The following is a 21,832-nucleotide window of genomic DNA, read 5'->3' on the forward strand; positions in this document are numbered from 1 at the left end:
CCCGCGTCCCCGGCGGGGTGCCCCCTACTTCCAGGTGCCGGATGTCGCCGTCTGCGTGGCGAACGCGGAGAAGGGGCGTGGGGCGCGGCCGAGGACCCGCTCCACGGCACCGGTCACCGACTCGTTGCGGCCGTCCAGGAGCGTGCCGAACAGGTCGACCAGGAACGCCACTTCCTCCTCCGGGACACCGAACTCCCGCAGCGCGGCCCCGTACTCCCGCACCGGCACCGCCACATACCGCTTCGGCGAGCCCGTGGCCCGCCCCACCTCCGCCAGCGCCTCGCCCCACGTGAGCGCCTGGGGCCCGGTCAGTTCCACGACCTGGCCCGCGTACCGGTCCGTCGTGTCCCGGAGCACCGTCACCGCAACGTCCGCGATGTCCCGTACGTCGATGAAGGGCTCGTGCAGGGCGTCCGGCGCGGCGAACGCCAGCTCGGCGCCCCGCACCTGTTCGAGCAGCGGCCCCTCGCTGAAGGTCTGGTCGAACCACGCGCACCGCAGGACCGTCCAGTCCGCCCCCGACGCGCGCAGCGCCGCCTCCGCGGGCAGCGCCTGATCCTCGCCGCGCGCCGAGAGCAGCACGAGCCTGCGCACCCCGAGGGCCACCGCCCGGCGGGCCAGCGCGCCCACCGCGTCGGCCGCGCCCGGCGCCCCGACGTCCGGCGGGTACACCAGGTACGCCCCGTCGGCGCCGCGCAGCGCCGCGTCCCACGTGCCCGGGTCGGCCCAGTCGAACCGCACCTCGCCCGAGCGCGATGCCGCCCGCACGGTGAGCCCGGCGGCGCGCGCCGCGTCCGCGACCCGGCTCCCCGTCCGCCCGGTCGCGCCGGTCACCAGCACGGTCGTCACCGTCTTCACGTGCTCTGTGTGCTGCTTGTCCCGCGTGTTTTCTGTCATGCGTTCAGTCAACTGCCGCCCCGCGCACGCCGACATCGGTGAGCCGCTCACTCCCATACGCGTCCGTCTACGCTGGCCGGTATGGACGTATTCGCAGGGCTCCTGGAGGGGCCGCGGGCGCGCGGGGCCTTCATGATCCGGGCCTGCTTCGAGCCGCCGTGGTCCCTGCGGATCGCCGACGAGGCGCCGCTCACCGTCATGATCATGGACGAGGGCGAGGCGTGGATCCTCCCCGAGGGGCCGGGCGGCGACGCCGTACCGCGGCACATCCGCCCCGGGGACATCGCCATCGCCCGCGGCCCGGACCCGTACGTCTGCTGCGACGACCCGGCGACCGCGCCGCGCGCCGAGATCGGCCCCGGCCAGGCCTGCCGCCCGCTCGGCCCGGCGCACGTCGGCCGGTACCGGGACCTCGGGGTGCGGGAGTGGGGCGAGGCGCGGGGCGCGCCCGTGCGGATGCTCATCGGGACGTACCAGATGCGCGGCGAGATCACGGCCCGGCTGCTCGACGCGCTGCCACCGCTGCTCGTCCTGCCGACCGAGGTGTGGCGGTGCCCGCTGACCCCGCTGGTCGCCGACGAGATCGGCAGGGACGAGCCGGGCCAGGAGGTCGTCCTCGACCGGCTCCTCGACCTGCTGCTCATCGCGTCGCTGCGGGCCTGGTTCGCCCGCCCGGAGGCGGTCGCGCCGGCCTGGTACCGGGCGCTCGGCGACCCGGTCGTCGGCCCCGCGCTGCGGCTGATCCAGGACGACCCGGCGCACCCGTGGAGCGTCACCGAACTCGCCGAGAAGGCCGGGGTGTCGCGGGCCGGGCTCGCCCGCCGCTTCACCGAACTGGTCGGCGAGCCCCCGATGACGTACCTGACGGGCTGGCGGCTCGCGCTCGCGGCGGACGCGCTGCGCGACGGCGACAAGGAGCTGACGGTCGCGGCGATAGCGCGCCGGGTCGGGTACGGGAGCGCCTTCGCCCTGTCGAGCGCGTTCAAGCGGGTGTACGGCGTGAGCCCGCAGGAGTACCGGTCGTGACGGGCGACGGTGGGTACGAGGAGCGGACGGCCCTGGTGCCCGGCGCCGTCGTGTGGCGGCGCACCGTCGACCCGGCCCGGGGCCCTGCCGCGCCGGTGCTGCCCGACGGCTGCATGGATCTGCTGTGGGTGGAGGGGGAGTTGAGGGTCGCGGGCCCCGACACCCGGGCCCACCGCCCCGCCCCCGCCGCCGTCACCCGGTACGCGGGCATCCGGTTCGCGCCCGGCGCGGCCCCCGCCTGCCTCGGCGTCCCCGCCCACGAACTGCGGGACCGCGGTGTCGGCCTGGCCGAGCTGTGGCCGTCCGCGCGGGTGCGGCGGCTCACCGAGCGCATCGGTGAATCGCCCGACCCCGCGGCCGAGTTGGAGGCGCTGGCGGTCCGTCTGGCGGACGCCACGGGCCCGCCCGACCCGCGGCTCGCCGGCATCGTCCGCACCCTGCGCGCGGGTGCCACCGTCGCCGAGACCGCGCGCCGCGCGGGGCTCAACACCCGTGTCCTGCACCGCCGTTCACTCGCCGCCTTCGGCTACGGACCCAAGACGCTCGCCCGGATCCTCCGCCTCCAGCGCGCCCTCGCCCTGGCCCGCGCGGGCGTCCCCTTCGCCGAGACGTCGTACCGCGCCGGGTACACGGACCAGGCCCATCTCGCCCGCGAGGTGAAGGACTTGACGGGAGACACGCTGCGCCGCCTCGTGTGAGGCGACCTGGAGGAAGCCGTCAGAGGCCCCAGGGAAACCTGTGGGTTCATGTGCGGAGTGTTGCGATCGCGTGGCGTGTTCCGTGAGGATCTGGTGTCGATGCGCTTCGACGGCCATCGTCACCGGTAGTCGGCATCGGCACCGTGGAGCCGAGCCCGTCGCGCACCGCACCCCGAGGAGCACGCATGACCAGGCGCACCACCCCCTCCCGCCGCACCTTCGGCGCCCTGTTCGCGGGCGCCGCCGCCGGGGTCCTGCTGCCGGCGGGTACGGCGTCGGCGCGGCCGCGGGGGCGGCTGATCGCGGCCGACGGCTTCCGCCACGGACTGCGCCATTGGGCCGTCGAGCTGGAGAACGGCGGCAGCGTCACGGCCTCGCGCGGCGTCCTCGACATCGACGTACCGGCCGGTGCGTCCCTCTGGTTCAGACAACGCCTGACCGGCCCGTACGTCATCTCGTACACGGCCACGCCGGTCGACGAGGGTGGCGTCAACGACCGCGTGTCCGACCTCAACAACTTCTGGAACGCGACCGATGTCCGCTCCCCACGCGACCTCTTCGCCACCACCCGCACCGGCGCGCTCGCCGACTACGACTACCTCACTACGTACTACGCGGGCTTCGGCGCGAACTACAACACCACGACCCGGCTGCGCCGTTACGTCGGCGAGAGCGGGGTGCGGCCCCTGGTCTACGACTACCCGGGGCCGCTCCTCACCGCGAACGAGCCGAACCGGGTCCGGATCGTCTCGGACGGCTCCACGGTCCAGTGGTGGAACAACGGGCAACTGGTCTTCGACTACACCGACCCCGAGCCGTACACGAGCGGGCACTTCGCGTTCCGTACGACGTGGAGCCACTTCCGCCTCGCCGACTTCGAGGTGCGCCGCCCCCGGTAGCGACGGTCAGGCGAACAGGTCGATCTGGTTCCCGTCCGGATCGTGCGCGACCGCGTACCGCTGGCCCCAGGGCGCGTCGAACGGCTTGCTCTCACCGTGGTGCCCGGCGGCGGTCACCGTGTCGTACGCGGCGTCGACCCCGGCGGCGTCGCCGCAGTGGAAGGCGAGCGCGATCCGGCCGGTGCCGCGGCCCGGCGCGTCCTCGACCGGGTCGAACATCAACCGGATGCCGCCCGCCAACTCCACCTCCACGTGCGGCAGTTGCTCGGCCCCCTCCGGGAACGAGAGGCCGAGGAGGCGGTAGAAGGCGAGTGCGGCGGCCAGGTCGGAGGTGGCGACGCCGATGGCGTCCATACGGATCTCACGGTTGCTGATGTCGTTCATGCGCTCACCGTAGGCGCGCGGCGCGCCCACGGTCTTGTACGAAACGGACGCGGCGCATCTCCTTGTTCGGGCCGCCGGGCGGACTTACACAGGAAGGGCCCAGACCGCCAGGCGGAGGGGGAACGATGTCCGCGCCCACCCTGAGCACCGCCCCGAGCAAGCACCCACCGAGCCCCGTCACCCTGGAAGGCGACTACGATCCGGCGCTCTCGCGCTGGCTGTGGCTGGTGAAGTGGATCCTCGCGATCCCGCACTACGTCCTGCTGTTGTTCCTGTGGATCGCGCACGCCGTCGTCACCGTCATCGCCTTCTTCGCGATCCTGTTCACCACCCGCTACCCGAGGGCCCTGTTCGACTTCAACCTCGGGGTGCTGCGCTGGACCTGGCGCGTCGGCTACTACTCGTACGGCGCGCTCGGCACCGACCGCTATCCGCCCTTCACGCTCGGCGCCGCGCCCGACTACCCGGCCCGCCTCGACGTCGCCTACCCCGAGGACCTCAACCGCTGGCTGGTGCTCATCAAGGGCTGGCTGCTCGTGCTGCCCCAGCTGTTCCTGCTGTCGCTCCTGGTCGGCTCCTCCACGACGGCCGTCGGCCTGTGCGGGCTGCTCACCTTCTACGCCGGCGTGGCCCTCCTGTTCACGGGCGTCTACCCGCGCGGCATGTACGACCTGAACGTCGGCCTGCACCGCTGGGCCGCACGCGTGCTCGCCTACGCGTACCTGATGACCGACGTGTACCCGCCCTTCCGGCTCGACCAGGGAGGGCGCGAGCGGCAGCTCATCGACCAGTAGGGCGTACCAGGGGCGACGGGGGCGCACGAGGCAGGCGGGAGTCTGAAGACTGGCCCTAGTAGCGTCGACGTCATGAACAGTGTTCCTGGCGGTGAGGCGTTCCCGTCGCTCGGTTCCGACGACCCGGTCCTCGTCCTCGACGGCGGCCTCTCCAACCAGCTGGAGGCCGCCGGGCACGACCTGAGCGACGAGCTGTGGTCGGCGCGGCTGCTCGACGAGCACCCCGAGGCGATCGTCGCGGCCCACCGCACGTACTACGAGGCGGGCGCGAGCGTCGCCATCACCGCCAGCTATCAGGCGACGTTCGAGGGGTTCGCGCGGCGCGGCATCGGACGGGCGCGGGCCGCCGAACTCATGGCCCTGAGCGTCGAGTTGGCCCGGGAGGCGGCGCGGCGGGCGCGGGTCGAGCGGCCGCTGTGGGTGGCCGCGTCGGCCGGGCCCTACGGGGCGATGCTCGCCGACGGTTCGGAGTACCGGGGCCGGTACGGGCTGACCGTGGCGGAACTCGAACGTTTCCACCGGCCCCGCCTCGAAGCCCTCGCCGCGGCGCGGCCGGACGTGTTCGCCCTGGAGACCGTGCCGGACGCCGACGAGGCACGGGCCCTGCTGCGCGCGGTGCGCGGGCTCGGGGTGCCGGCCTGGCTCTCGTACAGCATCGACGGGGACCGGACCCGCGCCGGGCAGCCGCTGGACGAGGCGTTCGCACTCGCCGCCGACGTACCCGAGGTGATCGCGGTCGGCGTCAACTGCTGCGTACCGGGAGACGTGGACCGGGCGATCGAGAGCGCCGCGCGGGTCACCGGGAAGCCGGTGGTGGTGTATCCGAACAGCGGGGAGACCTGGGACGCGCGGGCACGCCGCTGGGTCGGGCACTCGTCCTTCGCGGGGGAGTCGCTCGCCGGGTGGCGGGATCGGGGAGCCCGGTTGATCGGCGGGTGCTGCCGGGTGGGGCCCGAGGCCATCAAGGAGACGGCCGACTTCTGCCGCGCACGGCATCGTGCGAGCCCCTCCGATTCCGGTCGAGCGAGCCTCTCCGGCGATTGAGCAGCGGGGTTCGGGGCGGCGACGCGGCCTCGGCGCCGCCCCGGGCAGGTCAATCGCCGAAGGCGGTGGCTCGGGTGACCTTTTGCCAGGCCAGTACCTCTGTGCGCACCGAGTCGAGATGCCCGAGCACCCGGTCCACCCCCATGTCCCCCAGCGGGAGCCGCAGCGGGGGCGCGTCCGCACCCAGCGCAGAGAGGACCGCGGCGGTGGCCTTCGCCGGGTCGCCGGGCTCGTTCCCCGTCGCCTTGTCCGACATGGTGAGGAAGGCTCCGACCGTCTCCTCGTAGCCGGCGATCTCCGCGCTCGCCGTGCTGCTGAACATCAGGTTCGTGCGGAACGCCCCGGGCTCCACGATCAGCACCTTGACGCCGAGCGGCGCGACCTCCTGGGCGAGCGCCTCCGAGAACCCCTCCAGGGCGAACTTCGTGGCGCTGTACGCCGCGACGCCGGGGAACGACACCTGCCCTCCCATGCTGCTCATCTGCACGATCGCCCCGGAGCGACGCGCCCCCATCCCCGGCAGGACGGCGCGCACCAGCGCCGCGGGCCCGAAGAAATGCAGGTCGAACAGGTCCCGCAGCTCCGCGTCGGTGGCCGCCTACGCCGCGCCGACATGACCGCGGCCCGCGTTGTTCACCAGCACGTCGATCCGGCCGTGCCGGGTGAGGACGCCGGCGACGGCCGCGTCGATCGCGGGCAGGTCCGTCACGTCCAACGGCACCGCCTCCACGCGCCCGGGATGCGCCGCGACCAGGTCCGCGAGCGTCTCGGGCCTGCGGGCGGTGGCCACGACCGTGTCACCCTCGGCGACAGCCGCCGAGACGAAGGCGCGGCCGAAACCGCTGTTCGCACCGGTGATCAACCAGACCTTGCTCATCAGTGACCTCAACTCGTCATCGGGTGACGGGACTTCGGTGCCCCGTGCGCCGTACTCAAGGTTCCGCGGTCGTCCGCTCGCCGTCCAAGTCCTTCTTCCATCACCGTCGGCTATGCCGAATGTGCCGGGGACACGGCGGACCCGCCAGTTCCGTCCGACCCGTTGACCTCCCCGTAACACGCCTCTACCTTCACGTTGTTCGTGATGACGATTGACGTTCGGCCACTCGGACGAAGGCGTAAGGGGAGTATGAACACATCCGAACAGCCCACCCGCAGGGGCATGTTGCGGAGCGCCGCGGCCACCGGTGCGCTCGTCGCCCTTCCCGGAACCGCGTCGCAGGCCGCGGCGGTGGACCGGGTTCGGGGCTACCGCAACCCGCTCGTCGAGCAGCGCGCCGACCCGCACATCCACCGGCACTCCGACGGTCACTACTACTTCACGGCCACCGTCCCCGAGTACGACCGGATCATCCTGCGCCGCTCCCGCACCCTCCAAGGGCTGTCCGGCGCCGACGAGTCCGTCATCTGGAGGAAGCACGCCACCGGGGACATGGGCGCGCACATCTGGGCGCCGGAGATCCACCACATCGACGGCGCGTGGTACGTCTACTTCGCCGCCGCGCCCGCCGAGAGCGTCTGGGACATCAGGATCTGGGTCCTGGAGAACACCAACCCCGATCCCTTCAAGGGCAGGTGGGAGGAGAAGGGGCAGATCAGGACCGCCTGGGAGACCTTCTCGCTCGACGCCACCACCTTCACCCACCGGGGCGAGCGCTACCTCGCCTGGGCGCAGCACGAGCCCGACGTCGACAACAACACCGCCGTCTGGCTGTCGAAGATGGCGAATCCCTGGACCCTGGCGGGCCCTCAAGTCCGGCTCACCACACCCGAGTACGACTGGGAGTGCGTCGGCTACAAGGTCAACGAAGGGCCCTCGTTCCTCGCCCGCGGCGACCGCGTCTTCCTCTCCTACTCGGCCGGCGCCACCGACTTCCACTACTGCCTCGGCCTGCTCACCGCCGACGCCGGCGCCGACCTGATGGACCCGGCCTCCTGGACCAAGTCCCCGGAGCCCGTCTTCACCAGCAACGACAGCACCCGGCAGTACGGCCCGGGACACAACTCGTTCACCGTCGCCGAGGACGGCCGCACCGACGTCCTCGTCTACCACGCCCGCCCGTACAAGGAGATCGAGGGCGACCCGCTGGACGACCCCAACCGGCACACCCGCATCCAGAAGCTCGGATGGCGCGGCGACGGCACCCCGCACTTCGGCATCCCCGTCGCCGACGCGCCCACCCCGAAGGAGAGCGCCTGACATGACATCCCTGAGACGTGCCTGTGCGGCCCTGCTCGCCCTGGGCTGCGCCCTCGCCGCCGCCCTGCTGACCGCGGCCCCCGCCCAGGCCGCACCCCAGACCATCGCCAACGGCACCCAGTTCACGACGAGTTCGGGCGAGGCGCTGCACGCGCACGGCGGCGGCGTCATCAAGGTCGGCTCCTACTACTACTGGTTCGGCGAGCACCGGGCCGACGACAACACCTTCCAGTACGTCGACGCGTACCGCTCCACCGACCTGAAGAACTGGGAGTTCCGCAACCACGTCCTGACCCGGTCCAGCGCGAGCGAGCTCGCCTCCGCGAACATCGAACGCCCGAAGGTCATGTACAACGCGGCCACCGGCAAGTTCGTGATGTGGATGCACAAGGAAGGCAGCAGCGACTACAGCGAGGCCCGCGCCGCAGTCGCCGTCTCCGACACCGTCGACGGGAACTACACCTACCGGGGCAGCTTCCGCCCGCTCGGCCAGCACATGTCCCGCGACATCACCGTCTTCACGGACACCGACGGCACCGGCTACATGGTCTCGGCCGCCAACGAGAACTACGACCTGCACATCTACCGGCTCACCGCCGACTACACCGCCATCGACAGCCTCGTCGCCAACCCCTGGCCCGGCGGCCACCGCGAGGCCCCCGCCCTCTTCAAGCGCGGCAGCGTCTACTTCATGCTCACCTCCGGCGCGACCGGCTGGAGCCCGAACCAGCAGCAGTACGCCACCGCCACCTCCCTCGCGGGCCCGTGGAGTGCCATGAAGAACATCGGCGACTCGACCGCGTACGGCTCACAGACCGCCTACGTCCTCCCCGTCCAGGGAAGCGCGGGTACCGGCTACCTCTATATGGGCGACCGCTGGGGCAACTCCTTCGGCACCGACGTCAACGGCTCGCGCTACGTGTGGCTGCCGCTGACGTTCTCGAACTCCACCACCATGAGCATGAGCTGGTCCCCGGAGATCGGTGTCGACACGGCCGCCGGAACCGTCACGGGCACCAGCGCCACGTACAACACGCTCATCGCCCGGCACAGCGCCAAATGCGTCGACGTCCCGAACCAGTCCCTCCTCACCGGTGTCGCCGTCACCCAGTACACCTGCAACGGCGGCGGCAACCAGAAGTTCTGGTTCAAGGACCTGGGCGGCGGCTACTCCGCACTGGTCGGCCGGGCCGGCTCCCTGTGCCTGACGGAGAACGCCACGAACGTCACCCAGGAGACCTGCACCGGCGCTACCGACCAGCAGTGGACCGCCACCTCGTCCGGCGGCTACTGGACCCTGAAGGCCCGCACCACCGGCGAGTGCCTCGATGTGAACGGGGCGTCCGCCGACAACTCCGCCGCGATCATCACGTACAGCTGCAGCGGGGCCACTAACCAGCAGTGGACGCGCGGCAGTTGACGTCTTCCTCCGCCGCCCCGCCGTCGTCGTCGGGAGCCAGCTCCGGCGTGGGGCGGCGGAACCCGCGCGTGAGCCACAGCAGCCAGCAGAATCCGGCGGCGAGCCAGCAGCCGCCGATGGTCAGCGCGACCCCGCTGAGCCGCGTCATCAGATACACGGTGACGCAGGCGCCGAGCGCCGGTACGACCACGTACCCGAGCGCCCCGACACCCGCGCCGCCGCGCCCATACCGCACGTAGAAGACGATCACGCCCACATTGACGACGGTGAAGCCGAGGAACGCCCCGAAGTTGATGAACGACGTCGCCGTCGCCACCGAGATGTTCAGGCCCACCAGGCACATGGCGCCCGTCAGGAGCAGGCACAGGACGGGTGTCCCGGTGCGCGGGTGCAGCACGCCGAAGACGCGGCGCGGCAGCACCCCGTCCCTGCCCATGATGAACATGAGCCGGCTGGAGCTGAGCTGCACGGCGAGCCCCGACGCGAAGCCGCCGACGATGCCGGCGAGGTTCGTCCAGTCGGCGAACGTCTGCCCGCCGACCTCGACGGACATCGCGTACGCGGCGATCTCCGGATCCGCGAACCGCCCTCCGGGATGCACCAGTTGCATGACGTAGGCGACCGCCGCGAAGAGCAGCCCGCCGATGGCGACGACGAGGATCACGGCACGCGGGATGGTGCGTTCGGCGTCCCGGGTCTCCTCGGAGAGCGTCGTCACCGCGTCGAAGCCGAGATACGAGTACGCGGCGACGGCGGCGGCGATCGATATGCCGTTGAGGCTGCTGCCGTCGTTCCACAGCGGCGCGGTGTACGACGCCGGGGCGTGCCCGCCGAGATGGACGACGCAGTAGGCGACGAACAGGAGCACCAGGAACACCGCGATGGAGGTGAGGAATTTGTTCACGCGGTCGGTGAGGGCGAGACCGACGATGTTGATGAGTGTCGTCAGCCCTGCGTTCAGCAGCATCCAGGCCCACACCGGCACCGACGGGAACTGGGCGTTCAGATACACCGACTGCACCAGCCAGGCGACCATCGGCAGGAAGAGATAGTCGAGCAGCACCGCCCAGCCGACCAGGAATCCGGCCGGGGCGCCGATCAGCTTGCGTGTGTAGAAGTACGCAGAGCCGGAGACCGGATAGTGGCGGGCCATCTTCGCGTAGCTCAGAGCGGTCAGGAACATCGCGCACGTCGCCACCAGGAACGCCGTGGGCGCCGTGCCCGCGCTGGCCGCCGCGATCACTCCGAAGACCACCATGACCAGGCTGGGCGCCATGTAGGCGAGCCCGAAGGTGACCACCGACGCGAGCGAGAGCCGTCCGGTGAGCTCGGCCGGCCGTTCGCCCGTCACGACGCCGCGCCGGAGGCGGGACCGGCCGGACGCAGGCCCTCAGGGGTCTGCGGCGGCGTCGTGGGACGCCAGGTCGCCGGATCGATCCGGCCGTTGTAGAGCGGCAGTTCCAGCGGGCGGTCGCCGTCGGTGAAGTGGTTCCACGGCCAGGAATCGCCGCACGTGCCGAACTTCCGCGCCGCCGACACCCGGTCGAAGTCCACCACGCTGCTCAGCGTCGTCGACTCCATGCCCGGCGCGGAGACCTGGATCTGCCCCTCCGGGTCGATGAGCAGACTGTGCCCCTGCGCGGTGGGCGACGCCCCGTTCACGCTCGCCACCCACACCTGGTTGACGATCGCGTTGGCCTGGTTGACCGGGATCTCCTGGGCCCGGCCCGCCGTCGGCGTCTGGACGACATTCACGATCAACTCGGCTCCCAGCCACGCCAGATGGCGGGACACCTCAGGGAACCAGCTGTCGTAACAGATCGACAGGCCCACCCTGCCGTACCCCGGCATGTCGAAGACGACGAACTCGCGGCCCGCGCAGACGGGTTCGAAGGGGCGCCACGTGAAGATCTTGCGGTAGCGCGCGACCAGCTCGCCGTCCGGGCCGTAGACCACGGCCGTGTTGTACACATCGCCGGTCTCCGTGTCCCGCTCCAGGACCGTCCCCGGGATCAGCCAGATTCCCAGCTCCCGCGCGAGGCCGCTGAGCACCGTGCCGCGCGGGCCGTCCAGCGGCTCGGCGTGGGTGTCGTACATCTCCTGCTCCGAGAGCGACTCCGCGCCCACCGAGTACAGGTGAGCCTCGGGGTAGACGACGAGCCGCGCCGCGTTGGGGGACTTCATCAGCAGGCGCAGGCCCGCGGCGAACTGCTCCAGGGTCTGGGCGCGTTCCTGGACGAGGGCCAGGCGCAGATGCCGGCTCATGGGGCTCCTGTGGGTGAGGTCGGATCGGGTGACGCGGGACACGGAACCCGATGCGAAACACTGTTGTCAACGGTGTTGTCATTTTTGTTGTCCCTGCCGTTGATGCCCGCTGGTAACGGTCGGAGGCCGTTGCTAGGGTCGTCGGCCGACGCACCCGAGGAGATCCATGACCAAGAAGACGGCCGGCACGGCCCGGGAGCGCAGAACCCTGCGCCAGGAGGCAGCCGTCGCCGCCGCGTTCCGGCTCGCCGAGCGCGACGGGGCCGCGGGCCTGACCATGCGCAGGCTCGGCCAGGAGCTCGACGTCGACGCGACCGTCCTCTACCGCCTCTTCCGCGACAAGGACGAACTGCTGCTCGCCGTCTGCGAGCGCACCATCGAGCTCTCCCTGGAGCAGATGCAGCAGATGGAGCGGACGCCCGAGGAGGAGGCCTGGCAGGACACGCTGCGCCGGTTCGCCGCGTCGACCTGGCAGATCCAGACCCGCTACCCGGCGATCACCGCGCTGACCTTCGCCCGCACCACCGGCGGGCCCGCCGAGCAGCGGATGGTGGAACTGCTGCTCGCCGCCTTCGCCCGCTCGGGCGCCGAGCCGGAGCGGGCGGTGCTGCTGTACCGGACGTTCGTGGACACGGCCCTCGGCCTGTGCGCCCACGCGGCCACGCTGGACCAGCTCGGCCCCGCGGTGCAGGAGAAGGACGCCACGACGTGGACCCGGATCTACGCGCGGCAGTCCGAGGCGGACTACCCGGTGACCCGGGCCCATGTCGAGGCGCTCGCCGCCGTCGATCCGAAGGCGCTCTACGACACGGCGGTCGAGGCGCTGATCGCGGCGACGGAACGGGCCGTCGCGGCCGGCTAGGTTCCGGCCGGTTCACAGGGCGCGGGGCGGCTGACGTCCGGCGGGCACCGGTCGCCGGAAAGTCGCCGGGAAAGGGGTCTCCGGAAAAGGTTGTACGAGGTCAGGCTGCCGTTTGGCAGAGAATCCGTCACGTCTGGCTCACGCTTGCCCGCCAGACATGCGCACCGGTCGAACATGCGTCCTGCCGATTTAGTCTGAGGTGGCCTCCCGCGGCACATGCGTGTGCTGATGCCTCAGTTGTGACGCCTGAAAGATCGGACCTGTAATGGCGACGCCCAGACCCCTCTTGTCCCGCTTGCGCCGAGAGACCCGGCGCGGGCCCGCACCCGAGGTGGTCACGGTGGACCGGCGTGGCGAGCTGCTGGCGGGGGACCCGGCACTGGGCGAGGTGACGGCCGACGGGCGCACCTGGGTGGGGCGCCGGGTGAGCGGCCTGGAGGACGGGCGGGCGGCCGAGCGCAACCTCGGCCTGGTCACGGCCGCCCTCGAGCACGCGGGCGTCGAGTACTTCATGGTGCCCGGGCGCTCCGTGCAGCGGTACGTCGTCGGGGTCAGGCTGACCGACCGCAAGGCGCTGCTGGGCGCGCTGCGTGAGCTGTACGCGGGAACGGCGCTCTACGCGGCGGAGCCGGTGTCGGACATCTGGCCCGCCACCGCCGCCCTGTACGCCGAGGGTGCCCTGCCCGTCGAGCTCAAGCGACGCCCGGTCATCCGGTTCGGCGAGATCCTCCTCGGCCCGGCAGGACAGGTGCTGGCCGGCCTGGTCAGGGGCTGCGACGTGGAGTTCTGGCGCGACGGCGGCCCGCTCGTGGAGCAGCGCGAGGAGGGCGACGCCCGGGCCGCCGAGATCCTCGGTGGCCTGCGCTTCCAGGCGCCGCCCGCCCTCCTGGACGGCGCGCTGGTGGGCCCCCGTCCCAACGCGGTCTCCGACGTCGTACCGGCCGAGGCCCGGACGCCCGCGACCCGCACGATCGGGGGCACGGCCCACCCCACCTTCGCCGATTTCACCGTGCCCGGCATCGACGAGGTCACCTTCCCCCTGGACGCCGTCTACACGTGGGTGGACGGCGACGACCCCGTGCTGGCCGCCAAGCGCGAGGCCCACCGCACCGGCCGGGCGCCGGACGCGCGGTCCCGGGAGGCGGGCGCCTCCCGCTACACCAGCCACGACGAGCTCAAGTACTCCCTGCGCTCGCTGGACATGTACGCCCCGTTCCTGCGGAACATCTACATCGTCACCGACGGGCAGACCCCGTCGTGGCTGGACATCACGGCCCCCGGCATCCGGGTGGTCGACCACAAGGAGATATTCCGGGACCCGGACGCGCTTCCCGTCTTCAACTCCCATGCCATCGGTACCCAGTTGCACCACATCGACGGCCTGGCCGAGCACTACCTGTACTTCAACGACGACGTCTTCCTCGGCCGTCCGGTGACCCCGGGGCACTTCTTCCACGGCAACGGCATCGCCAAGGTGCCCTTCTCGCCCTCCCAGCTCGGTCTCGGGGCACCGCACGCCGACGAGGCGGCCCCCAACTCGGCGGGCAAGAACGTCCGGCGCCTGCTGCGCGAGGACCACGGGCGCATGACGGTGAACAAGTTCGCGCACACCCCGCACCCTCAGATCCGCGCCGTGATGCGGGAGATCGAGGAGCGCTACGCGGCGGACGTGGACCGCACCAGCCGGTCCCGGTTCCGCGCTCCGACCGACATCGCCATGGGCGCCTCCTTCCACCACCACCAGGCGTTTCTCACCGGTCGCGCGGTGCCCGGGACGTACAAGACGCGCTATGTGGACGTGGCCCGGGGCGACGCCGACGAGCGGCTCGCCGAGCTCCTGACGAACCGCCGGTTCGACTTCTTCTGCCTCAACGACGTCAACAGCCCCGCCGAGCAGCAGGAGGAGATCCACCGGAAGATCCACGCCTTCCTGGAGGGCTACTTCCCCTTCCCCAGCCGCTTCGAGCGCGACGCCTAGACGAGCAGGTCGATCGCGTCCACCGCCGTGCCCGCGCTGAGATACGACGTCGTGCCCGAGCCGCTCACCACGTAGATCTTCAGCGTGTTGTACGCGCCGGTGTCCGTCAGCCAGGCGGACGCCGGCACGGAGTACGTGAACGTGTGGTTGTTGCCGCGGTACGAACCGTTCGTCAGGGAGCGGGTGGCCGGCTGCGTGGGTGGTGACGGGATCGCCGACGTCCAGGCGTCGTTCACGACGACCTGCGGCCGCCCGTTCGCGTACGCCGTCGTCACACCGATGCGCAGGGTGTGCGCGGCGGCGGCCTGCGCGGCGGTCAGCTTGAAGTAGACGGTGAGGCCGCTGTTGACGTCCTTCCAGAGGTAGCAGGGGAAGGCCGAGGTCTCGGTGCCGCTGCCGATGACGACGTTGCCGGTCCAGGACGCGGCGCGGACGTCGGAGGGATGCGCGTACGTCATCAGGTCCGCGTTCTTGAAGCCGCCCGGGGTCCCGTTCCAGTCGTTGACGCGCCAGATCGCGGGGGCGTTGGACGGGTCGTTCGAGGACGGGATCGCGAGCGAGTTGAGCGTCGTGGTCGCGCCCGCGGTGACCGTCACCGACTGCGTGGTGACGGCGAGTTCGCCCTTGAAGACGGTGAGCGTGTACGTGCCGGGGAGAACCTTCGCGATCGAGAAGTAGCCGTCCGAGGCGCGGGCCGAACCCCAGTACTGGGCAGCCGAGTTGGCGAGCCCGACCGTGTACGCGTACGACGTGTCGCGGCCCGTGATGCCGACGCCCGCGACCCGGCCGCGGCCGCTCGCGGCGACGTAGCCGGACAGGCCGAGCGAGTCCGCCCAGGACGTGTCGAGGTTCGCGGAGTGGAGCGCGGAGGACGGGGCGCCGCCGTCGGTGAGGGCGATGACGTACGGACCCTGCAGGCCGAAGCGTTCGCTCTCCGTCTGGTTCTGGCCGTAGTACAGGATCTCGTACAACCCGCCGCCGTCCGCGCTCTGGTGGCGCAGGAGCGAGCGGTAGAACGGGCCGCCGGACGCCTTCTCGTGGTTCGAGCGGACCATGTACAGGCCCACGCTGCCCGTCGTCCAGCCGATGTAGTCGTAGTCGATGACGCGCAGCTTCGAGAAGTGCTTCGATCTGGTCTGGCCGTCCGCCTTCGCGAACACGTCGGACGCCTCGATCGTCGTCGGCGCGTACGTGTACGAGTCCGGCTCGTCGTTGAGGAACAGACCCGCCTTGACACGCAGGATGTAGCGCGTGGCGCTGACCGAGGTGTCGGCCTTGTTGGTCCAGACGTAGACGTTGTTCTCGCCGCTGCGGGCCGCGTAGTACAGCTTCAGCGTGCCGTACGCGACCGAGATCAGGATCGTCGAACCGGACTGCTCGATCGACACGGTGGACGTGCCGAGCCCGGACTCGATGTGCGAGTTCTTGCCGCCGTAGCCCTGGTACTCGGTGCCCTTGTAGACGAGCGAGGTCAGGTCGCCGTTGGTCTTGCTGACCTTGAGGACGAGGTTCGCGCCGGTGTCGACGACGTAGTTCGAGCCGTCGTCGCTGTAGCCGAACGACGCGGCGGCCGCCTTCGGTGACAGCGGTCCCGCCAGGGCGGCGACCGCGGCGGTGGCGGCCGTTCCGGCGAGCACGGAACGGCGGGCGACGGAATGGCGGGCGACGGAGCGGTGGAGAGAGTTTTCGGGCATGGCGATGCCCTCCTGAGGGTGGGGTGGGAGGTGCGGGTGATTCGGCAGCGTGACAGTCGAACGGCGTTCGCGAAAGCCCTTGCGGCGAAAGCGACTTGAGATTTCCGCCCGTTTCTTTGAATCGTTGCAAGAAGACTAGAAAGCGCTTGCCCCGTCGGCTAGGGTCCTGCGCCGTCGCCCGCACCCGTCTTCGTTCCGAGGAGCACCCGCCATGAGACGTGCCGTCACCCTGGCCCTGGCCGTCGTCGCCGTCGCCGCCGCAGGGGCGCTGACCCCGGTGTCCGCCGCGCCCGCCGCCTCCGCATCCGGCGGGCTCGACCACTGCACCGGGACCGCGCCCGTGACCTGCCACTTCGATGTCGCGCCCGGAGACTACGACGTGAGCGTCGAGCTGGGCGGGGTCGCGGAGGGCAGCACCTCGGTCAGCGGCGAGACGCGGCGGGCGCTGCTCGCGGAGACGGCGACGGCCGCCGGGCACACCGTGCGGCGCTCGTTCACGGTCGACGTCCGCACCCCGGAGGGCGAGCCGACCGGCCCCGCGGGCAACGACGGGCTCGACCTCACGTTCGCGGGCTCCGCGCCCGAGCTTGCATCGATTCAGATCAAGCCGGCGCGGACGGCGTCACACGGCACCCCGCGGATCTTCCTCGTCGGCGACTCCACCGTGTGCGACCAGCCTGCGGAGCCGTACACCGGGTGGGGCCAGGAGCTGCCGCAGTTCCTCAAGCGGGGCGTGTCCGTCGCCAACTACGCGGACTCCGGGGAGAGTTCGGTGACGTACCTGGAGAATCCCGCGCTGTTCCCGACCGTGCAGCCGCTGATCCGGCGGGGCGACCTGGTCCTCGTCCAGCTCGCGCACAACGACAAGACGACCGACGCGGCGACCTACCGCGCCAACCTCGAGACACTGCTCGACGGGGTACGGGCGCGGGGCGGCCGCCCGGTCCTCGTCACACCGATCGTGCGGCGCTGGTTCAACACCGACGGCACCCTGAACAACGACACCGCCCTCCTCGTCAACGGCCTCGGCGTCAACCACCCCGCCGTGATAAGGGAGTTGGCCGCCGCCGAGGACGTACCGCTGATCGACCTGACCGCGCTGACGAAGGCGCGGGTGGAGGAACTGGGCGTGGAGGGTTCCAAGGCGCTGTACCTCTACAACGAGAAGAAGGACAACACCCACACGTCGGTACGGGGGGCGACGGAGTACGCCGCCTTCGTGCGGGACGCCCTGCGCGAGCAGAAGCTCGTCCCGGCAGGGCTCGTGCGCTGAGAGGGCGGGCCGTCAGGCCGTGACGGACGCCCGGACCAGCGCCGCCACCAGGCGCTGGTTCTCCGGACCGGCGCCGCCGGGGAAGCCCATGCGGCGGCGCGTGTAGCCGTAGGCGAGGCCGGAGCGCGGGTCCGCGAAGGCCTCCGAACCGCCGGCCCCGGAGTGACCGAACGCGTCCGGGCCCAGCGGCGCGTACCGCAGCCCCTCCGTCTCGAAGCCGAGTGTGAAGTGGTCGGTCTCGCCCGTCACCCGGTCCTGGCCCGTCCACTCCCGCCGGGTGAACTCGGCGACGGCCTCCGGCTTCAGGAAGGCGGGCCGGTCGTCGACGCCGCTGAGCGCGGCCGCGTACATCCGGGCGAGCCCTCGCGCGCTGCCCACGCCGCCGCCCGACGCGGGCCCGAGGGCGCGCACCGTACGGGAGTTGGCGTAGTCGACGACGGAGAAGGAAGGGTCGGCCGCGCGGTTGAAGGCGACGGGCAGCAGGCTGTCGGACGGCAGCGTGTTCATGTCCAGGAGTGCCTGCTGCCGGGAGGTCGGCGCCATCGGGCGGACCGGCGCGAACCGCGCCTCCTCGGACTCCGGCAGCCCCAGCCACACGTCGAGGCCGTACGGGGCGCGGACGCGCTCCTCGAAGACCTGCTGCAGGGTGCTGCCGGTCGCCCGGCGCACCACCTCGCCGACCAGCGCGCCGATAACCAGCGCGTGATAGCCGTACGCGGTCCCCGGCTCCCAGAACGGCCGCTGCCCCGCCAGCCGTTCGGCGATCACCCGGTCGTCCGCCAGCTCCTCCACGGTGAATCCGCCGTCGACGCCGATCCGGCCCGAGCGGTGCGCGAGCAGCTCACGCACGGTCAGCCGGTCCGTGCCGTCGGGCGAGAACTCCGGCCAGTACGCGGCGACGTGACGGTCCAGGTCGAGCGCGCCCTCCTGGACGAGCAGCGCCACCGTGAGGAAGGCGGCGCCCTTGCTGTTGGAGAAGATGCCGGTCAGCGTCGAGCCCGTCATTCCGTCACCGGCCCACAGATCCACGACCTGCCGCCCGTCCCGGTACGCGGCCAACTGCGCCCCGGGCTCCGCGTTCTCCTCGGCGACGACGGCCGCGAACTCCTCGCGCACGTCCTCGAAGCCGTCCGCGACCGTGCCGTGCACCTGTACCCCGTTGCCGCTCATCTTCCGCTGCCCCTCGGTGAGTTGGCGTTACGGGATGATCGAACCGGTGCCCCGCGCCGGGTATTCCCGCCGGTCCGCTACGGCTTGAGCGCGACCGCCCCGTAGATGTTGATGTCCTCGTCCCGTACGTCGCCGATGCCGCGCCGCGCGGCCACTTCCAGGGCGTCCTGCCCCGCCACGTCCTCCGGTTCGAGGACGGTGGCGTCCCACGTGCCGTCCGGGTGCCACCGGTGGACCGGGACCACGCCCGGCTCGACCGGCTCCAGGCCGTTGTCCGTGAAGAAGCGCAGGAACTCCTCGCGCGAGCGGAGCGTGAAGTTCAGGCCCGTCGCCTTCAGACCGGGCAGCAGCCGCTCCGGGTTGAGGTCGGCGGTCAGATGGGTGAGGAACACGGCGCTGCCGGACGGCAGGGCGTCGAGCAGCGTCGCCACGATGTCGTACGCCGCGGGAGCCTCCACGAAGTGCAGGATCGCCGCGAGGCCGAGCGCCACGGGCCGCTCCAGGTCGAGCGTGGCCCGGGCCCCGTAGAGGATGGCGTGCGGGTCGCGCAGATCCGCGTCGAGATAGGCGGTGCTGCCCTCGGGACCGCCGTGCAGCAGTGCGCGGGCGTGCGCCAGGACCACCGGGTCGTGGTCGACGTACACCACCCGTGACGCGGGGGCGGCGGACCGGGCGATCTCGTGCACGTTCGGCGGTGTGGGCAGCCCCGTGCCGATGTCGAGGAACTGGCGCAGCCCGTGCTCGCGCGTCAGGTGCAGCACCGCGCGCCGGATGAAGTCCCGGTTGTGCCGGACGTCGAGATAGCCGCGCGGGTTGCGCTCCAGGGACTTCAGGGTGACCGCGCGGTCGACGGGGTAGTGGTTGCGGCCGCCGAGGAGCGCGTCGTAGACCCGGGACGGGTGCGGACGCGAGGTGTCGATGCGGTCGCGGATGCGGGCGGCGGCGTCGGTGTCGGGGCCGTCGCCGGTGGTGGCGTCGGTGCGGGCGGCGTCGGTCATCGGGTGTCCCTGTCGCGTTCGGTGGAGCACGGGAGGGGTGTGTGCCGGGCAGGGCACACGGTAACCCTGAGACCTGTGCGGTCAACTCCCGGGCCGAGAGCGTACGTTGACGGAGCCGGTGGAACCCGCCGACCCGGCGGCCGGGTGTCCCGGCCGCCGGTGTCCCGGCTACGGGCGGACCGTCAGCACCAGCTTGCCCGTGACACGACCCGTCTCGCCCTCCGCGTGCGCCTTCGCGGCGTCGGCGAGCGGGTACGTCTCGGAGACGTGCACCCGCAGCCGGCCGGACTCGACGAGCTCGGCGATCGCCGCCATGCCGGCCTGGTCGTGCTCGACCAGCATGGTCGCGGCCCGCACACCCAGTTCCCGGGCGCGGGCCGGGACGTCCTCGAAACCGTTCGGCAGGATCGAGACGAGGATGCCGCCGGGCCGCAGGACCTCCAGCGAGCGCAGCCGGATCTCGTCGCCGAGCGGGTCGAGGACGACGTCGATGTCACGGGCCTCGGCGACGAAGTCCTGAGTGCGGTAGTCGATCATCTCGTCCGCGCCGAGTCCGCGCACGAAGTCGTGCTTGGCGGCGGACGCCGTGCCGATGACGTACGCGCCGCGCGCCTTCGCGATCTGCACGGCGACGTGTCCGACGCCCCCGGCCGCGGCGTGCACGAGGACCCGCTGCCCGGGCCGCACCCGCGCGACGTCGACGAGGGCCTGCCATGCGGTGAGGGAGACCAGCGGCAGCGCGCCCGCCTCGGTGTGGTCGAGCGCGGCGGGCTTGGGCACGAAGGCGCGGGCGGGCCCGGCCACGTACTCCGCGTGCGCACCGGCGCCGTACGGGTACGGCAGCATGCCGAAGACCTCGTCGCCCGGCTGGAACAGGGCGACGCCGAGCCCGACCGCCTCGACGACCCCCGACACGTCCCAGCCGAGGGTGAACGGCGGCTCGCCCAGGAAGGCGCCGAACCTGCGGTGCTTCCAGTCCGTCGGGTTCACCCCGGCCGCGTGCACGGCGACGACGATCTGGCCGACGCCGGGCTGCGGCCGCGCGATCTCCGTCTCCCGGAGCACGTCGGGTTCACCGAGGACGTCCTGCCGGACGGCCTTCATCGTGGGCTGGGTCGGCTGAGTCGGCTGGGTGGTCTGGGCGCTGGTGTTCGTGGTCATGTCTCCAGCCTGCGGCAGGGCTCCGACCCGGACAATGGCAAGATGGTCAGTAACCGATAGAATCGTGCCATGCCCTCCTCGCAGTCGCTCACCCTCCGTCCGGCCCCGCCGCACCGTGTCGTCGTCCTCGCGCTCGACGGCGTGTACCCCTTCGAGCTGGGCATCCCGAACCGGGTCTTCCCGCTCGTCCCCGACGCGTACGACGTGGTGACCTGCGCGGCGACGGACGATCGCACGGTGGCCACCAACGCCGACTTCACCGTCACCGTGGGGCACGGCCCGGAGGCCCTGGACACGGCGGACACGGTGGTCGTGCCGCCGTTCGACCTGCGCTTCCTGGCGGCCGAGCTGTCGGAGCCGGTGCGCGCCGCGCTCGCCCGCATCCGGCCCGGCACCCGCATCGTCTCCATCTGCACGGGAGCGTTCACACTCGCCGCGGCGGGGCTGCTCGACGGGCGGCCCGCGACGACGCACTGGGCGCTCGCCGACCTGTTCCGTCGCATGTTCCCCCAAGTCGCCCTGGATCCCGATGTGTTGTTCGTCGACGACGGCGACGTCCTCACCTCGGCGGGCGCCGCGTCCGGCGTGGACGTCTGCCTGCACGTGGTCCGCTCCGACCACGGCAGCGCGGTCGCGAACCGGGTCGCCAAGCACTGTGTGGTGCCGCCGTGGCGGGAGGGCGGCCAGGCCCAGTACATCGAGCAGCCCGTGCCGGACGAAGGGGAGACCGGCACCGCGGCGACCCGGGCATGGGCCCTGGAGCGCCTCGAACAGCCCCTGGCGCTGCGGGAGTTGGCGGCGCACGCCCGGATGAGCCCGCGGACGTTCGCGCGGCGGTTCCAGGAGGAGACCGGGACGAGCCCGGGGCGCTGGCTCATCCAGCAGCGGGTGCGGCGGGCGCGGGACCTGCTGGAGACCAGTGACCTGCCGGTGGACCGGATCGCCGCGGAGGTGGGGTTCGCCACGGGGACCTCGCTGCGGCAGCACCTGCAGGCGGCCATCGGGGTGTCGCCCCGGGCCTATCGGCGGACGTTCAGGGCGGGGGAGGGCGCGGTCGCGTCAGTCTGAAGTG

Annotated in this window: 19 protein-coding genes and 1 pseudogene; 11 read left to right on the forward strand and 9 right to left on the reverse strand. The window is 71.7% G+C overall.

The features are described from left to right. Positions 1-24: 24 nt before the first annotated feature. Positions 25-897, reverse strand: a complete 873-nt coding sequence (locus B072_RS0140030; protein ID WP_026246821.1) for an NAD(P)H-binding protein — start codon at positions 895-897, stop codon at positions 25-27. A gap of 81 nt (positions 898-978) precedes the next feature. On the opposite strand from B072_RS0140030, the gene B072_RS0140035 reads away from it, so the two are divergent. From B072_RS0140035 to B072_RS0140045, 3 genes are all read left to right on the forward strand, one after another. Next, the gene (locus tag B072_RS0140035; RefSeq protein ID WP_026246822.1) at positions 979-1,923 is read left to right on the forward strand and encodes an AraC family transcriptional regulator; all 945 of its coding nucleotides are present in this window, start codon (positions 979-981) and stop codon (positions 1,921-1,923) included. Next, positions 1,920-2,621 carry a helix-turn-helix domain-containing protein gene (locus tag B072_RS0140040; protein WP_018535634.1) on the forward strand — a complete coding sequence of 234 codons (702 nt, stop codon included), beginning with the start codon at positions 1,920-1,922 and terminating at the stop codon, positions 2,619-2,621. Before B072_RS0140035 ends, B072_RS0140040 begins: the two co-directional genes overlap by 4 nt. A gap of 185 nt (positions 2,622-2,806) precedes the next feature. Then, the gene (locus B072_RS0140045) at positions 2,807-3,520 is read left to right on the forward strand and encodes a DUF6250 domain-containing protein (protein ID WP_018535635.1); all 714 of its coding nucleotides are present in this window, start codon (positions 2,807-2,809) and stop codon (positions 3,518-3,520) included. 6 nt (positions 3,521-3,526) lie between these two features. Here B072_RS0140045 and B072_RS0140050 read toward each other — a convergent pair whose 3' ends face one another. Continuing rightward, entirely contained in the window at positions 3,527-3,904 is a 378-nt protein-coding gene (locus B072_RS0140050) for a VOC family protein (RefSeq protein ID WP_026246823.1), read from the reverse strand. Positions 3,905-4,029: 125 nt separating this feature from the next. On the opposite strand from B072_RS0140050, the gene B072_RS0140055 reads away from it, so the two are divergent. Continuing rightward, positions 4,030-4,698 (forward strand): DUF4389 domain-containing protein, encoded by a 669-nt coding sequence (locus B072_RS0140055; RefSeq protein WP_018535637.1) that lies wholly within the window; start codon positions 4,030-4,032, stop codon positions 4,696-4,698. Between the two features lie 72 nt (positions 4,699-4,770). After that, positions 4,771-5,742 (forward strand): homocysteine S-methyltransferase, encoded by a 972-nt coding sequence (gene mmuM, locus B072_RS0140060; protein ID WP_018535638.1) that lies wholly within the window; start codon positions 4,771-4,773, stop codon positions 5,740-5,742. A 49-nt stretch (positions 5,743-5,791) separates the two neighbouring features. Here the strand turns inward: mmuM and B072_RS45100 are convergent. Continuing rightward, a pseudogene (locus B072_RS45100) lies at positions 5,792-6,619 on the reverse strand (oxidoreductase). A 249-nt stretch (positions 6,620-6,868) separates the two neighbouring features. Between B072_RS45100 and B072_RS0140070 the strand changes: the two are divergent. Next, positions 6,869-7,939: a family 43 glycosylhydrolase gene (locus B072_RS0140070; protein WP_026246824.1), complete on the forward strand. Its 1,071-nt coding sequence runs from the start codon at positions 6,869-6,871 to the stop codon at positions 7,937-7,939. A gap of 10 nt (positions 7,940-7,949) precedes the next feature. Continuing rightward, on the forward strand, positions 7,950-9,359 hold the full coding sequence (locus B072_RS0140075; RefSeq protein ID WP_026246825.1) for an RICIN domain-containing protein: 1,410 nt from the start codon (positions 7,950-7,952) through the stop codon (positions 9,357-9,359). Here B072_RS0140075 and B072_RS0140080 read toward each other — a convergent pair. Beyond that, entirely contained in the window at positions 9,331-10,710 is a 1,380-nt protein-coding gene (locus tag B072_RS0140080) for an APC family permease (protein ID WP_018535643.1), read from the reverse strand. The genes B072_RS0140075 and B072_RS0140080 overlap by 29 nt on opposite strands. Further along, positions 10,707-11,624 carry a carbon-nitrogen hydrolase family protein gene (locus B072_RS0140085; RefSeq protein WP_018535644.1) on the reverse strand — a complete coding sequence of 306 codons (918 nt, stop codon included), beginning with the start codon at positions 11,622-11,624 and terminating at the stop codon, positions 10,707-10,709. Before B072_RS0140085 ends, B072_RS0140080 begins: the two co-directional genes overlap by 4 nt. Positions 11,625-11,790: 166 nt before the next feature. Between B072_RS0140085 and B072_RS0140090 the strand changes: the two genes are divergently transcribed. Together B072_RS0140090 and B072_RS0140095 are read left to right on the forward strand one after the other, a co-directional pair. After that, entirely contained in the window at positions 11,791-12,486 is a 696-nt protein-coding gene (locus B072_RS0140090; protein WP_018535645.1) for a TetR/AcrR family transcriptional regulator, read from the forward strand. A gap of 265 nt (positions 12,487-12,751) precedes the next feature. Further along, entirely contained in the window at positions 12,752-14,464 is a 1,713-nt protein-coding gene (locus tag B072_RS0140095) for a stealth family protein (RefSeq protein WP_026246826.1), read from the forward strand. Here B072_RS0140095 and B072_RS0140100 read toward each other — a convergent pair. After that, a complete protein-coding gene (locus tag B072_RS0140100; RefSeq protein ID WP_018535647.1) occupies positions 14,461-16,158 on the reverse strand; it encodes a rhamnogalacturonan lyase B N-terminal domain-containing protein in 1,698 nt (565 codons plus the stop codon). The genes B072_RS0140095 and B072_RS0140100 overlap by 4 nt on opposite strands. 211 nt (positions 16,159-16,369) lie before the next feature. On the opposite strand from B072_RS0140100, the gene B072_RS0140105 reads away from it, so the two are divergent. Further along, positions 16,370-17,431 carry a rhamnogalacturonan acetylesterase gene (locus tag B072_RS0140105; protein ID WP_018535648.1) on the forward strand — a complete coding sequence of 354 codons (1,062 nt, stop codon included), beginning with the start codon at positions 16,370-16,372 and terminating at the stop codon, positions 17,429-17,431. Positions 17,432-17,443: 12 nt separating this feature from the next. Here the strand turns inward: B072_RS0140105 and B072_RS0140110 are convergent, their stop codons facing one another. From B072_RS0140110 to B072_RS0140120, 3 genes are all read right to left on the reverse strand, one after another. Then, entirely contained in the window at positions 17,444-18,601 is a 1,158-nt protein-coding gene (locus B072_RS0140110) for a serine hydrolase domain-containing protein (protein ID WP_018535649.1), read from the reverse strand. Between the two features lie 77 nt (positions 18,602-18,678). Continuing rightward, positions 18,679-19,599: an SAM-dependent methyltransferase gene (locus tag B072_RS0140115; protein WP_018535650.1), complete on the reverse strand. Its 921-nt coding sequence runs from the start codon at positions 19,597-19,599 to the stop codon at positions 18,679-18,681. A gap of 168 nt (positions 19,600-19,767) precedes the next feature. Further along, positions 19,768-20,760 carry an NADP-dependent oxidoreductase gene (locus B072_RS0140120; protein ID WP_018535651.1) on the reverse strand — a complete coding sequence of 331 codons (993 nt, stop codon included), beginning with the start codon at positions 20,758-20,760 and terminating at the stop codon, positions 19,768-19,770. A 69-nt stretch (positions 20,761-20,829) separates the two neighbouring features. Between B072_RS0140120 and B072_RS0140125 the strand changes: the two genes are divergently transcribed. After that, positions 20,830-21,828, forward strand: a complete 999-nt coding sequence (locus B072_RS0140125; protein ID WP_018535652.1) for a GlxA family transcriptional regulator — start codon at positions 20,830-20,832, stop codon at positions 21,826-21,828. The last annotated feature ends 4 nt before the right edge of the window (positions 21,829-21,832 follow it).

This window comes from Streptomyces sp. HmicA12, assembly GCF_000373565.1.
Lineage (GTDB): Bacteria > Actinomycetota > Actinomycetes > Streptomycetales > Streptomycetaceae > Streptomyces.

What these genes read in the sequence shown, in the direction of transcription:
- B072_RS0140100 (WP_018535647.1), bottom strand. Translation starts at nt 16,158, where the DNA reads ATGCCCGAAAACTCTCTCCACCGCTCCGTCGCCCGCCATTCCGTCGCC.
- B072_RS0140115 (WP_018535650.1), bottom strand. Translation starts at nt 19,599, where the DNA reads ATGACCGACGCCGCCCGCACCGACGCCACCACCGGCGACGGCCCCGAC.
- mmuM (WP_018535638.1), top strand. Translation starts at nt 4,771, where the DNA reads ATGAACAGTGTTCCTGGCGGTGAGGCGTTCCCGTCGCTCGGTTCCGAC.
- B072_RS0140110 (WP_018535649.1), bottom strand. Translation starts at nt 18,601, where the DNA reads ATGAGCGGCAACGGGGTACAGGTGCACGGCACGGTCGCGGACGGCTTC.
- B072_RS0140125 (WP_018535652.1), top strand. Translation starts at nt 20,830, where the DNA reads ATGCCCTCCTCGCAGTCGCTCACCCTCCGTCCGGCCCCGCCGCACCGT.
- B072_RS0140105 (WP_018535648.1), top strand. Translation starts at nt 16,370, where the DNA reads ATGAGACGTGCCGTCACCCTGGCCCTGGCCGTCGTCGCCGTCGCCGCC.
- B072_RS0140095 (WP_026246826.1), top strand. Translation starts at nt 12,752, where the DNA reads ATGGCGACGCCCAGACCCCTCTTGTCCCGCTTGCGCCGAGAGACCCGG.
- B072_RS0140120 (WP_018535651.1), bottom strand. Translation starts at nt 20,760, where the DNA reads ATGACCACGAACACCAGCGCCCAGACCACCCAGCCGACTCAGCCGACC.
- B072_RS0140035 (WP_026246822.1), top strand. Translation starts at nt 979, where the DNA reads ATGGACGTATTCGCAGGGCTCCTGGAGGGGCCGCGGGCGCGCGGGGCC.
- B072_RS0140045 (WP_018535635.1), top strand. Translation starts at nt 2,807, where the DNA reads ATGACCAGGCGCACCACCCCCTCCCGCCGCACCTTCGGCGCCCTGTTC.
- B072_RS0140085 (WP_018535644.1), bottom strand. Translation starts at nt 11,624, where the DNA reads ATGAGCCGGCATCTGCGCCTGGCCCTCGTCCAGGAACGCGCCCAGACC.
- B072_RS0140030 (WP_026246821.1), bottom strand. Translation starts at nt 897, where the DNA reads ATGACAGAAAACACGCGGGACAAGCAGCACACAGAGCACGTGAAGACG.
- B072_RS0140090 (WP_018535645.1), top strand. Translation starts at nt 11,791, where the DNA reads ATGACCAAGAAGACGGCCGGCACGGCCCGGGAGCGCAGAACCCTGCGC.
- B072_RS0140070 (WP_026246824.1), top strand. Translation starts at nt 6,869, where the DNA reads ATGAACACATCCGAACAGCCCACCCGCAGGGGCATGTTGCGGAGCGCC.
- B072_RS0140055 (WP_018535637.1), top strand. Translation starts at nt 4,030, where the DNA reads ATGTCCGCGCCCACCCTGAGCACCGCCCCGAGCAAGCACCCACCGAGC.
- B072_RS0140050 (WP_026246823.1), bottom strand. Translation starts at nt 3,904, where the DNA reads ATGAACGACATCAGCAACCGTGAGATCCGTATGGACGCCATCGGCGTC.